The following is a 13,290-nucleotide window of genomic DNA, read 5'->3' as shown; positions in this document are numbered from 1 at the left end:
ACAATAAACCGGAAGATGGGGAAGATCGAGAGGATGTTTAGCAATAAGCGGCAATTAATAACGTAGCGCGGCTGATGAAAAACGCAAAACCTCCAGTGACACAAACGACAAGAGTGTATCAATTTATTGAATTTACATTGCGTTGCTGGCCGGATAAGGCTTTCACACCACACCCGGCACAGACAATCAAATATTGCTGAACGATTAATCGACGTATTTCATCGCCACCCTTGACGTCAGGCGCGTGATAAGTTCGTAAGCACTTACTTTTGTCATTGCAGCGATTCGCTCAACCGGCAGACCTTCACCCCACAGAATCACCGGATCACCCGCTTTATCCTGCGCCTCTGGGCCTAAGTCTACGCAGATCATATCCATCGCAACTCGCCCGACGATTGGCACTTCGCGGCCATTGACCAGCACTGGCGTACCGGACGGAGCTGCGCGAGGGTAGCCATCGCCATAACCCATCGCCACAACGCCAAGACGGGTATCACGTTCGCTGATCCATGTTCCGCCATAACCTACAGGCTCCCCGGCTTTATGCCCACGCACAGCAATCAGACTGGAGGTCAGAGACATCACTGGCTGGCAACCGAAATCAGCACCGGTGGAGCCATCTTCCAGCGGCGATACACCGTAAAGAATGATGCCGGGGCGCACCCAGTCAAAATGCGACTGTGGCCATAACAAGATTCCACCCGATGCGGCGATTGAACGCTTGCCGGGCCTGCCTTCGCAAAAGGTATTGAAGATATCGAGTTGTTTCTCAGTCGCGCCGCATTTTGGCTCATCAGCGCGAGCAAAGTGGCTGACAATATTCACCGGCTGACGGACGTTTTTGCATTGCGTAAGTCGTTGATAAAACGCCTCAGCTTGTTCCGGTAACACGCCCAGTCGGTGCATACCGGTGTCGAGTTTCATCCAGACGGTAACTGGCTCCTCCAGATTAGCCTCTTCCAGAGCAGCAAGCTGTTCTTCGTTATGCACGGCGGTATGCAGATGTTCAGCGGAGATCGTCGACAAATCGTCTGCTTCAAAAAAACCTTCCAGTAACAAAATAGGTTGCGTGATGCCCCCCGCTCTAAGCCGCAGAGCTTCTTCGAGACGGGCGACGCCAAAAGCGTCAGCATCGGGGAGCGTTCGCGCGGTCTCAATCAGACCGTGACCGTAGGCGTTCGCTTTCACCACCGCAACCAGTTTACTGGCAGGTGCCAGTTCACGCAGACGTTGCAGGTTGTGTCGCAGAGCGCGGCGGTTAATCACAACAGTTGCCGCTTGCATTTGTGTTCCTTGATAAGTGTTTGCTTTAATTACCTGATTTATAAAATAATTATTACTCGTCGTCGTATTGCGGCCCTGCGTAATTATCAAAGCGCGACCATTGACCGTTAAAGGTCAGCCGTACCGTCCCGATTGGGCCGTTACGTTGTTTACCGATAATAATTTCCGCGATGCCTTTTAAATCACTGTTTTCGTGATAAACCTCATCACGATAGATAAACATGATCAAGTCCGCATCCTGCTCGATGGAGCCGGATTCACGCAGGTCAGAGTTGACCGGGCGTTTGTCGGCACGTTGTTCCAGAGAGCGGTTCAACTGCGAGAGTGCCACCACCGGCACGTTCAGCTCTTTTGCCAGCGCTTTTAGCGAGCGGGAGATTTCTGCAATTTCCAGCGTACGGTTATCGGAAAGCGCCGGTACGCGCATCAATTGCAGGTAGTCGATCATGATAAGCCCGATGCCGCCGTGCTCACGGGCAATACGGCGCGCGCGGGAGCGCACTTCCGTTGGCGTCAGGCCGGAGGAATCATCGATATAGATATTACGTTTTTCGAGCAAAATGCCCATCGTGCCGGAAATGCGCGCCCAGTCTTCATCATCAAGCTGCCCGGTACGGATTTTGGTCTGGTCAACACGTGACAGTGACGCCAGAGAACGCATCATAATCTGTTCTGATGGCATCTCCAGCGAGAAGATCAATACCGGTTTATCCTGCAACATCGCCGCATTTTCAACGAGGTTCATCGCAAATGTCGTTTTACCCATCGACGGACGTGCCGCGACGATGATCAAATCCGACGGCTGCAAACCCGCGGTTTTTTTGTTGAGATCGTCGTAGCCGGTATTAACACCGGTTACACCATCGTGCGGCTGCTGGAAAAGTTGCTCAATACGTGCCACCGTGGCGTCGAGCACATCAGCGATGTTCTTCGGTCCTTCGTCTTTATTGGCACGACTTTCGGCAATTTTAAAGACGCGAGACTCAGCAAGGTCGAGCAGGTCTTCACTGGTGCGTCCTTGCGGATCAAAACCGGCTTCGGCAATCTCATTAGCAACCGAGATCATCTCACGGACAACGGCACGTTCGCGCACGATGTCGGCATATGCACTGATGTTTGCCGCACTTGGCGTATTTTTTGACAGTTCCGCCAGATAGGCAAAACCACCAACGCTGTCGAGTTGCCCCTGGCGCTCCAGCGATTCTGCCAGGGTGATCAGGTCGATGGGGCTACCGCTTTCCTGCAAACGCGCCATTTCGGTAAAGATATGACGGTGCGGACGGGTGTAGAAATCGTCTGCCACCACACGCTCGGCCACATCATCCCAGCGTTCGTTATCCAGCATTAAACCGCCCAACACCGACTGCTCCGCTTCGATCGAGTGCGGAGGCACTTTCAGCCCGGCAACTTGTGGATCGCGTTCGCGGGGTTCAGTTTGTTGTTTGTTGAAGGGTTTATTGCCTGCCATAACGAATGGTGTTACCTGATGTTGAACGGGGGACAAGAGAGTATAGCGAGAAACGGTTTCTCGCTACAGCATTTAACGCCCCTGCTTTCCGGTGGAAGCGCGAATTTGCAGGGTTGGGCGATAAACGTAATGGCTGAGCGGCGCATCAGGTTGCGCGATACGCCGTAGAATTTGCTGCGCCGCTTGTTTCCCCAGCGCCAGTGGTTCTACCGCAATGGTGGTTAACGGCGGGTTACTGTAAGCGCAAGCCGCCACGCCGTCATTACCAATCAGCGAAATATCTTTTCCGGCAAGCACCCCTCTTTCGCCTAACGCCGATTCCGCGCCAAAAGCCATGAGATCGTTATAACAAATTACTGCTGTCGGTGGCGAAGGCATATCTAACAGTTGTTGCATCAACTGGTAGCCGTTGGCCTGAGTCGGTTCAGCACGCAGCGAAAAAGCATCAGTACTCCACGGTTGTAAACCATGATGGTTCATCGCCTCCAGATATCCCTGATAACGCATATGGTGCGTAAGCCCCCCAATAAACACGATGTCCCGGTGTCCTTGTTGAATGAGATATTCCGTAGCTTCCCGGACACCTGCGTGGCTGTCCACGCCAACGTAATCGACGGGCAATTGTTGCCAGTCAAGAGGGCGCATCGTGATTAATAAGGGTGTGGAACTGTTGGCATAACGCTGTAAATCGGCTTCTGAGGTGCTGTTTACTGGACAGAGGACAATGCCCGCGACGTGGTGTTCCAGCAAGGTATCAAGTACCTGTTTTTGCCGATCGCTACGCTGGGAGGTATTGGACATTACGGTGATAAAACCGTGCTCCGCCAGCGTCATCTCAAGGCCCATTGTAAATTCAGCGAAGAAAGGGTTGGTCAAATCATCAATCACCACGCCGATAGTCAGTGATTTTTGCGAACGTAAATTGGCGGCAAAACGGTTATAGACATAGCCTAATTGCTCAATGGCTTGTTGGACTTTTTGTTGAGTCTCTTTTTTGATCAACGGACTGTCGTTGAGTACCAGCGACACGGTCGATTTCGAAACGCCAGCCGCACGTGCAACATCGGTTAATGTTACCCGCTTTCTTCCTGTATCCGACTTCGCCATGACTACTCCAATCCCCCATAAGATCAAGGCATTTACTTTATCATAATCTCCTTTTGCTCATGCGATCCGTTACCCCCGGGATCGCAGGAGATCGTCGTTTCGATCACAGATTCACACTTCGCTTATTGTTTTTTTTGCACACCAATCGTACAAATTACGCATAAATTAGATCGTTCCAATTAATTTATAATCACTATTACATTGTTATACATGCATATTTTTAATTATTTTTATATCGAAATAAGGAAATTATTATGTGCTCTGTACGCACGATCACTGCATCGGAAGCTGCAGATTTGATTGCTGATGGCGCAGTTGTCACCGTCTCCTCCTCCAGTGGAATGGGTTGCCCGGATGTCGTGCTGGCGGCAATAGGTGAACGCTTTCAACGTGCCGGACATCCGCAAAACATCACTACCATCCACCCTATCGCTGCAGGTGATATGTATGGCGTAAAAGGTGTCGATCATCTGGCGCAACCGGGCTTACTGGCAAAAGTGATCGCAGGCTCCTACCCCTCCGGGCCATCATCAATGACGCCTCCGTTAATCTGGCAAATGATCAATGACAACGCGATCCCCGCCTGGAATCTGCCTTCCGGGATCTTATTTGATATGCACCGGGAAGCCGCGGCTCATCGCCCTGGCGTGCTGACACAAACAGGTATGGATACTTATGTAGATCCCCTGTTGCAGGGCGGTGCAATGAATGAAAAAGCGGCGCAACAATCTCTGGTTGAACGTGTTCGATTTGCTAACGACGACTGGCTGTTTTTCCCCAGTATCGTGCCCCAGGTGGCTATCATTCGCGCTACTACTGCCGATGAACGCGGCAATCTGACTTATGAACATGAAGGGGCTTATCTTGGGCCACTGGAACAAGCCACCGCCGTTCGCAATAACGGTGGAATCGTAATTGCGCAAGTAAAACGGCAGGTTGCTGCCGGAAGCCTGAAACCAAAAGAGGTGCGTATTCCTGGTGTATTGGTGGATTACATCGTAATTGCACCGGAACAAACACAAACCACGCAAACGCAATACGAACCTGCTATTTCCGGCGAAATCAGTCGTCCGCTGTCAGACTTTAGTTATATGGAACATAGCCCGGCGCGGGTTATTGCCCAGCGAGTCGCGCAAGAACTACAACGTGGTGATGCGGTAAATATTGGCTTTGGTATTTCTGCCAACGTGCCGCGTATTTTGCTGGAACAAGGTCGCCACGGTGACGTCACCTGGCTGCTGGAACAAGGGGCGATTGGCGGAGTTCCACTGCTGGAATTTCAGTTCGGCTGCGCTTCTAATGCGGAAGCATTTTTGCCCTCTCCCCAGCAATTCACCTATTTCCAGGGCGGTGGCTTTGATCTCACTCTGATGTCATTTTTACAAATCGGCGCAGATGGCTCAGTAAACGTCTCGCATCTGCCCGCTCGTCCACATGTGACTGCCGGATGCGGTGGTTTTATTGATATCACTTCACATGCGAAGCGGATTATTTTCTCTGGCTTTTTCAATGCGGGTGCACAGCTACAACTGGAAGATGGCCAACTACGTATCATTAAAGAAGGCAAAGCCAAAAAACTGGTGCAAGAAGTCGCCCACGTGACGTTCTCTGGCAAACGCGCGATGGCGCGAGGTCAACAAGTGCAATACATCACTGAACGCTGCGTGTTGGAATTAACACCAGACGGGTTACTGGTCACGGAAATTGCCCCGGGTATTGAGCCTGAACGCGACATTCTCTCCCAAAGCGATGCCCCACTCCGTCTGGCAGACGATCTCAAGTTAATGAATCCCCTCTATTTTCAACAAGGAAGTGACCATGAGTAACGGCACCATTGACCTCCTGCGCAACGATTTCGTTGCCACACTGGTGATTAACCGCCCGGCGAAACTCAACGCATTAACTCCGGAGATGCTTGAACAGCTACTGACACATTGCCATACGCTGGAAACTGATTCGGAGATCCGCGTGGTACTACTGACCTGTGCCAGTGAAAAAGCATTTTGTGTCGGCGCGGATATTCATCGCTGGTCCTCTCTTTCTGCGCTCGATATGTGGCGCAACTGGATCCGTCGCAGTCATCAGGCATTTGACGCACTGGCACAACTGCCACAGCCCGTAATTGCTCTGATGCACGGCCTCGCCTATGGCGGTGGCCTGGAACTGGCTGCTACCGCCGATATCCGTATTTGTAGCGACGAAGCACGGATGGCGCTACCAGAAACCGGGCTGGCGACCGTGCCTGGCTGGTCAGGTACTCAGCGGCTGACGGCACTGATTGGGCGCTCACTGGTGAAAGAATTGATATTTACGGGCGAACCACTGGATGCGCAACGTGCACTGTCCTGCGGACTGGTAAATCGTGTTGTCGCCAGAGAAGCGTTACACGATGCCGGGCAGCAACTGGCACAACGTATCGCCCAGCGCGCTCCCATTGCTGTGCAGCTAGCCAAACAGGTTATTGATGCCGGTGAAGGTATTGCCGTGGCCTCAACGCTTGAAGCACTGGCTGGCGCTTTTTCCTCCACTACTCAAGATGCTCGTGAAGGCAGTCAGGCATTTGCCGAGAAGCGTCAACCGAACTTTAGCGCCCGATAACTTAACGTTTCATTTTGGATTTTAACAACAACGCAGAATCCCATTGATTTTGGGCGGATCTCTTTTATCCGTCTGAAAGGAGATACATCATGCAACCTACACAACTAGCTGAAAAAACGAATGTTTCATCAGCAGATCTACGTCGCGCGGCGTGGACCTGCTCTCTCGGCAGCGCACTGGAATACTACGATTTCGCACTTTACAGCCTGGCCTCCGCCATTATTTTTGGGCCACTCTTTTTTCCTAATCAGGAACCGGGAATGGCGCTTATCGCCAGTTTTGGTACTTACTTTCTCGGGTTTGCCGTCAGACCGGTAGGCGGCATTCTCTTCGGCTCATTAGGTGATCGTCTGGGACGTAAATTTGTCCTGCTCGCAACGGTGTTGTTAATGGGGATCGCCAGCACGTTGATTGGGGTTTTACCCACCTACGAAACAGCAGGGATCTGGGCACCGATCATGCTTATCGCATTACGCCTGTTACAAGGGCTTGGCGCGGGTGCGGAACAGGCTGGAGCGGCTGTACTGATGACCGAATATGCCCCCAACGGCAAACGGGGTTATTACGCTGCGCTGCCGTTCCTTGGTATTCAGATTGGCACGTTTATGGCATCTGCCGTTTACTTCATCCTGCTCCACAATGTGACAAATCTTGCCGAAACCTGGTGGTGGCGTCTGCCCTTCCTCTCCAGCGTGGTGATTATCGCGGTGGCCATTTATATTCGTCTGCATCTTAAAGAGTCACCGTCATTCGCCAAACTTGAAGCTCGCCAACAAGTTACAGAATCACCTTTACGCAATTTGCTGAAAACGTCACGCCGCAACGTCTTCGTGGGGATTGGTTTGCGCCTGGCAGAAAACGGCGGCTCTTCGATTTATCAGGCTTTAGCTATTAGCTATATCGTTGGTGTGGTTGGGCTGGATAAATCGGTCGGCACACTGTGTCTAATGTCCGCGGTGGTGGTAGGCGCAATTATGGTGCCCGTTGCTGGTTGGCTGACAGACCGCTTCGGCAGGGTTATTGTCTATCGCAGCCTGGCAATTTTTCAGCTATTGATCACCTTTCCGGTATGGTGGTCTTTCAGCCACGGCAATGTTCCGGTCACGATTGTCTCTCTTTCTCTGGCGTTGGGTGTTGGGGCATGGGGGATGTTCGGCGCTCAGGGCGCTTTCCTGCCGGAATTGTTTGGTGCCCGCCATCGTTATATTGGCGTAGCACTGGCAAGGGAAGTTTCTGCAGTTATCGCGGGTGGGATCGCCCCGCTGGTTGGCTCAGCCATCATCTCCTGGGTAATTCACACCAACGATCCAAGCGGTATTGCCGCCTGGATGCCAATTGCGATTTACCTCAGTCTGTTGACCGTTGGCACGATCATTGCGACCTTTTTTGCGCCAGAAACACGCGATCGTGATCTTGATGATCTGGCCGATGCAAGCGTGATCACCGTCTCCCGACGCAATCAAACTACGGGGTCATACCATGACGCATAATGTCTCTGAATCCATTATCGATTCCCTGATAGACGTGAAAATGCCCCATTACGCACCGCTGGCTCAGACCAGCGGGTATATCGACCTCAACGGTTCACTATTGCCAGAGTACCTTTGCAACACTCTGGTTTTGGGAAGCGGTGCCGCCGGGTGGCGTGCCGCAGTTGAGCTCAAGCGACAGAATGTCGATGTGATGGTAGCCTCCAGCAAAGCCTTCTGGGGCACTTCCGCCTGTTCTGGTTCTGATAAACAAACGCTTCACACCGCCAATACTCGTGCAAATGGTGACCATTTTCTGGCATTAAGTGACTCTCTGGCGGCGGGTGGTTCGATGGATTATGACACTGCATATGTTGAGGCCGTCGGATCAGTGAACACCTGTGAAGTACTGAAATATCTGGGTCTGGATCTGCCAGAAGATCTCTTTGGCGCAACGTTGCGTTATCAAACCGATCACGATGAGTTTGGCCGCGCAACCAGTTGCGGCCCACGCACATCGCGCCTGATGGTTAAGGTGCTGGCTCAGGAGGCAATGCGCCTTAATATCCCTCTTTGCGATCACACAACAGCGATTCGTATCCTGACCAGTGATGAAGGAGAAAATAGACGAGTCGCAGGGGTGATCGCAATCGATAAAGCCTGTCGGGATAATCCCTGGCGAATGGTAGTGATTCGCTGCCAACATCTGGTTTTAGCCACGGGCGGGCCTGGTGAACTTTATCGTGACAGTGTCTATCCGGTGAACTGCTTTAGTGCGTTGGGCATGGCACTGGAAGCAGGTATAACCCTGGTGAATCTTACGGAAAGTCAGTTTGGTATCGGTACACCGCGCAGCCAGTTTCCGTGGAATCTTTCCGGTACTTACATGCAAGCAATGCCGCGCATCTACTCGCAGGACCACTCCGGACGTCAGTATAATTTTCTGGCAGCTTATTACCCCACGACTCGTATGCTGGCCTCCGCTATATTTCGCAAAGGTTACCAATGGCCGTTTCACGCGGAACGAATGCTGGACTATGGCTCCAGCCTGCTAGATGTCGCGGTATATGAGGAGACACAAAAAGGGCGCGATGTTTTCCTCGATTTTCTGCAGGAACCGGCCCCCGCAGCGGACGGAACGCCATTCAACCTGCAGGAACTGGATGATGATGTCATCGGCTATCTGCAAGAAAATCACGCTCTGTTGGCGCAACCACTGGCGCGATTAACACAGATGAATCCACTGGCTCTTCGTTTGTATCAGATGCATGGTCATGACCTGACTGCCTCACCACTAAAATTTACGTTAAACAATCAACATCTTAATGGCGGAATTGATGTTGATATTTGGGGGCGTACCTCGCTAATTGGTTGTTATGCTGTCGGAGAAAATGCCGGAACACATGGTGTCACGCGCCCTGGTGGATCAGCGCTCAATGCCGGGCAAGTTTTTGCCCGCCGCTGTGCATTGCATATTGCTCATCAGAAAAGCCAAAACCTCCCTCTCGAGAGGCAACAAATTCTCAGTACGATTAACGAGGCGCAACAGTACCTGAATCAAGGACTGCTGCGCGACGACGTGCGAGAAGCGATACAAAATACCATGAGCCACCATGCTGCAATTTTGTGTCATACACAGGGGATCAACGCTGCCGCGCAAACCATAGCAACACTCTGTGAAGATATTCGCCGGGAAGGTATTCAAAGCGATGAAAACAGCCTCGCCCAATCTTTCCAGTGGCGGCAAAGTGCGCAACTGGCGCTGGCGGTACTGCGCTCTTTACAATGCTATATCGAAAACGGTGGAGGAAGTCGTGGTGCCAGAGCGATCTATGATGGTGAAGCCGGTATCGCACCGCAAACACCCGGTGGGCCACTCCTGACCTGGCGTTTTCGGCCTGAAAATCAGGATGCCCGGCAATTTATGATTTGTGTTTGTCTGGATGCTAATAGTTACCAAACCTGGACTCGCCCGTGCCGTGAGCGAGGCGTATTAACGCTAACCAACTTTGAGCACCAGTGGCAAAACTGGATTTTGGCGACGCTGTTTCATACTGACCAGAGATATTCCGGGTTGTGACCGCAGACCGGAAAAAATCCCCGCGTGGCCTGGCGACTACTGTTAGGCTTAAAACAGATATGTCGCTCAGTAAAGGAGTTTAAATGGCAACGCGCATCGAATTTCACAAGCATGGTGGCCCGGAAGTACTGCAAGCCGTGGAGTTTACTCCTGCCGATCCAGCAGAGAATGAAATCCAGGTCGAAAATAAAGCGATTGGCATCAATTTTATCGACACGTATATCCGCAGCGGCCTTTATCCGCCGCCATCACTGCCCAGTGGATTAGGCACCGAAGCGGCTGGCATAGTAAGTAAAGTCGGCAGTAGTGTGAAACATATTAAAGCAGGCGATCGCGTGGTCTATGCGCAGGCGGCATTAGGGGCTTACAGTTCTGTGCATAACGTCAATGCTGATAAAGCAGCGATTCTGCCAGCAGCGATCTCTTTTGAGCAAGCTGCCGCCTCGTTCCTGAAAGGCTTAACGGTTTATTATCTGCTGCGTAAAACCTATGAAATCAAACCTGACGAGCAATTCCTGTTTCATGCCGCGGCGGGTGGTGTGGGCCTGATAGCCTGTCAGTGGGCGAAAGCCTTAGGGGCGAAACTTATTGGCACCGTGAGCACCGCGCAAAAAGCACAAAGTGCCATAAAAGCCGGGGCATGGCAGGTGATTAACTATCGCGACGAAAATCTGGTCGAGCGATTAAAAGAGATCACCGACGGCAAGAAAGTGCGCGTGGTATACGATTCCGTAGGCAAAGATACCTGGGAACGGTCGCTGGATTGTCTGCAACGTCGCGGTTTAATGGTCAGTTTTGGCAACTCATCAGGCGCGGTTACCGGTGTGAACTTAGGCATTCTCAATCAGAAAGGCTCGCTGTATGTGACGCGCCCTTCCTTGCAAGGCTATATCACTACGCGAGATGAGTTAACCGAAGCCAGTAATGAACTGTTTTCATTAATTGCCAGCGGCGTGATTAAGGTCGATGTCGCGGAGCAACAAAAATATCCGCTGAAGGATGCGCGGCGCGCGCATGAGATTCTGGAAAGCCGGGCAACGCAGGGTTCCAGTCTACTGATCCCATAAAGAAATTGGGCTTCCACCTGGGAAGCCCTTTCTTTTATAGTTCGGCTGTATGTAGGGTACAGCTCGATGAATTTGTTTGACGCGCAATAGTGACAGATTTGATTATCAATTCCTATTTTGTTCTAAGGATAAAACCTTAGGTTGTGATCATCCGCACAATCCCTTAGTAACGCCAGCGGTCATAGCGCTGATATTTCGGCACTTTTGGTGCTTTAATCGTCTTGATTACCCACACTACTGCAATCGCCAACAACAGCCACGGCAACAACTTGATCATCAATGCCAGCATACCGCCGAGGAACATAATGGCCGTCGCCACAACCAGCGCGGCGATAATACCCAGCAACGAAACACCAGTGACCATCAACATGACAAAAAAGCCAATAACGAAAAGTAGTTCCAGCATGATGTTCTCCCAAAAATGAAATCTCTTGCTGCCATTACAAGAATCATGCCAAAAACTAATATATTGATTTATCAAAGAAAACGCCCCGCGACCGTGCGCAGGGCGTAGTGAATTTGACTACTTTATGGTGAAAAATTAACGCTTGTCCGCCACCAGTTTGAGCGCGTGTTCCAGCACGTTAATATCGGCACCTGCTTTATGGGCATTTTCACTTAAATAACGCCGCCACTGCCGCGCGCCAGGGATCCCCTGGAACAACCCCAACATATGGCGGGTGATATGACCGAGATACGTACCCTGGCTAAGCTCGCGTTCAATGTACGGATACATGGCTCGTACCACCGCCACCGGATCGGCATCGGTATCCGAGGAACCAAAAATCTCACGATCCACCGCCGCCAGAATGCCGGGGTTTTGATACGCCTCGCGCCCGACCATCACACCATCCATATGTTGCAAATGCGCTTTAGCCTCTTCCAGCGACTTAATACCACCGTTAATCGACATCGTCAGATGCGGGAAATCACGCTTCAGTTGATAGACGCGCGGGTAATCGAGCGGCGGGATTTCACGGTTTTCTTTCGGACTTAAACCAGAAAGCCAGGCTTTACGCGCGTGGATGATAAACATCTCGCATTCGCCTTTGCCGGAAACGGTGTTGATGAAGTCACAGAGAAATTCATAACTGTCCTGATCATCAATGCCAATACGCGTTTTCACCGTCACCGGAATCGACACCACATCGCGCATCGCTTTCACGCAGTCGGCTACCAATTGCGCATTGCCCATCAGGCACGCGCCAAACATCCCGTTCTGCACCCGGTCAGATGGGCAGCCAACATTCAGGTTGATCTCATCGTATCCGCGCGCTTGTGCCAGCTTCGCACATTGCGCCAGCGCCGCCGGATCGCTTCCACCCAACTGCAACGCCACCGGATGCTCTTCTTCACTGTACGCCAGGTAATCACCTTTACCGTGAATAATCGCCCCGGTGGTCACCATTTCGGTATAGAGCAACGTATTGCGGGAAAGCAGACGCAGGAAATAGCGGCAGTGTCTGTCCGTCCAGTCGAGCATAGGAGCAATCGAGAAACGGTGTGCGGGATAAGCGGTTTGTGATTCTGCTGACATGGCGATTTTTTAAGCATCCGGTGAATTTGGGGCGCTACTATAGCATAACGAATATGCGATCAGGCAATGTGACAGCTATGTCCCCTGTTCTCGGCGTTTAAGTGAGAACTATGGTAAAGTAAGGACATTCTTAACCCCACTTTGAGGTGCCCAATGGAAAAGACCACAACGCAGGAGTTATTAGCGCAGGCTGAGAAACTCTGTGCGCAGCGAAATGTGCGCCTGACCCCGCAGCGCCTGGAAGTGTTGCGTTTGATGAGCCTGCAGGAAGGGGCAATCAGCGCCTACGATCTGCTTGATTTGCTGCGTGAAGCCGAGCCGCAAGCCAAGCCGCCAACGGTTTATCGCGCACTAGATTTTCTGCTTGAGCAGGGTTTTGTACATAAGGTGGAATCCACCAACAGCTATGTGCTCTGCCACCTGTTTGATCAACCAACTCATACCTCCGCAATGTTTATTTGCGATCGCTGCGGCGCAGTGAAAGAAGAGTGTGCGGAAGGTGTAGAAGACATCATGCATACACTGGCTGCAAAAATGGGTTTTGCCCTGCGGCATAATGTGATTGAAGCGCACGGATTATGTGCAGCGTGCGTGGAAGTAGAAGCGTGTCGCCATCATGATCAGTGCCAGCATGACCACTCTGTACAGGTGAAAAAGAAACCACGTTAAGAGGGCGTACG

General features: G+C 51.6%; 11 protein-coding genes. 6 read left to right on the top strand and 5 right to left on the bottom strand.

Annotated features, from left to right (window positions below; genetic code table 11):
- Positions 1-204: 204 nt before the first annotated feature.
- The 3 genes from alr to C0K55_RS12785 form a co-directional block, all read right to left on the bottom strand.
- Positions 205-1,284, bottom strand: a complete 1,080-nt coding sequence (gene alr / locus C0K55_RS12795; RefSeq protein ID WP_001147291.1) for an alanine racemase — start codon at positions 1,282-1,284, stop codon at positions 205-207.
- 52 nt (positions 1,285-1,336) lie between these two features.
- A complete protein-coding gene (gene dnaB / locus C0K55_RS12790) occupies positions 1,337-2,752 on the bottom strand; it encodes a replicative DNA helicase (protein WP_001517572.1) in 1,416 nt (471 codons plus the stop codon).
- Positions 2,753-2,824: 72 nt separating this feature from the next.
- The gene (locus C0K55_RS12785; RefSeq protein ID WP_001129779.1) at positions 2,825-3,859 is read right to left on the bottom strand and encodes a LacI family DNA-binding transcriptional regulator; all 1,035 of its coding nucleotides are present in this window, start codon (positions 3,857-3,859) and stop codon (positions 2,825-2,827) included.
- Between the two features lie 254 nt (positions 3,860-4,113).
- On the opposite strand from C0K55_RS12785, the gene C0K55_RS12780 reads away from it, so the two are divergent.
- The 5 genes from C0K55_RS12780 to C0K55_RS12760 all read left to right on the top strand — a co-directional run bounded on the left by C0K55_RS12780 (position 4,114) and on the right by C0K55_RS12760 (position 11,073).
- Positions 4,114-5,685: an acyl CoA:acetate/3-ketoacid CoA transferase gene (locus tag C0K55_RS12780; protein ID WP_000337274.1), complete on the top strand. Its 1,572-nt coding sequence runs from the start codon at positions 4,114-4,116 to the stop codon at positions 5,683-5,685.
- Entirely contained in the window at positions 5,678-6,457 is a 780-nt protein-coding gene (locus C0K55_RS12775) for an enoyl-CoA hydratase/isomerase family protein (RefSeq protein WP_105266225.1), read from the top strand. The genes C0K55_RS12780 and C0K55_RS12775 overlap by 8 nt, the downstream gene beginning before the upstream one ends.
- An 89-nt stretch (positions 6,458-6,546) precedes the next feature.
- Positions 6,547-7,947 carry an MFS transporter gene (locus C0K55_RS12770; RefSeq protein ID WP_016249467.1) on the top strand — a complete coding sequence of 467 codons (1,401 nt, stop codon included), beginning with the start codon at positions 6,547-6,549 and terminating at the stop codon, positions 7,945-7,947.
- Positions 7,937-10,006: an FAD-dependent oxidoreductase gene (locus tag C0K55_RS12765; protein ID WP_105225012.1), complete on the top strand. Its 2,070-nt coding sequence runs from the start codon at positions 7,937-7,939 to the stop codon at positions 10,004-10,006. The genes C0K55_RS12770 and C0K55_RS12765 overlap by 11 nt, the downstream gene beginning before the upstream one ends.
- 83 nt (positions 10,007-10,089) lie before the next feature.
- The gene (locus C0K55_RS12760; RefSeq protein ID WP_000235536.1) at positions 10,090-11,073 is read left to right on the top strand and encodes a quinone oxidoreductase; all 984 of its coding nucleotides are present in this window, start codon (positions 10,090-10,092) and stop codon (positions 11,071-11,073) included.
- A gap of 163 nt (positions 11,074-11,236) precedes the next feature.
- On the opposite strand, the gene pspG is transcribed toward C0K55_RS12760, so the two are convergent.
- Together pspG and dusA are read right to left on the bottom strand one after the other, a co-directional pair.
- Complete coding sequence (gene pspG, locus C0K55_RS12755) at positions 11,237-11,479, bottom strand: envelope stress response protein PspG (RefSeq protein ID WP_000891405.1); 243 nt, start codon at positions 11,477-11,479, stop codon at positions 11,237-11,239.
- A gap of 135 nt (positions 11,480-11,614) precedes the next feature.
- Positions 11,615-12,610 carry a tRNA dihydrouridine(20/20a) synthase DusA gene (dusA, locus tag C0K55_RS12750; RefSeq protein ID WP_001272039.1) on the bottom strand — a complete coding sequence of 332 codons (996 nt, stop codon included), beginning with the start codon at positions 12,608-12,610 and terminating at the stop codon, positions 11,615-11,617.
- Between the two features lie 153 nt (positions 12,611-12,763).
- Here dusA and zur point away from each other — a divergent pair, with 153 nt between their 5' ends.
- The gene (gene zur / locus C0K55_RS12745; RefSeq protein WP_000416265.1) at positions 12,764-13,279 is read left to right on the top strand and encodes a zinc uptake transcriptional repressor Zur; all 516 of its coding nucleotides are present in this window, start codon (positions 12,764-12,766) and stop codon (positions 13,277-13,279) included.
- The last annotated feature ends 11 nt before the right edge of the window (positions 13,280-13,290 follow it).

Origin of the sequence: Escherichia sp. MOD1-EC6098 (assembly GCF_002965865.1) — a bacterium.
Taxonomy (GTDB): domain Bacteria; phylum Pseudomonadota; class Gammaproteobacteria; order Enterobacterales; family Enterobacteriaceae; genus Escherichia; species Escherichia marmotae.
The sequence above is the reverse complement of the archived record's forward strand: the minus strand, read 5'-3'. Positions and strand labels throughout refer to the sequence as shown.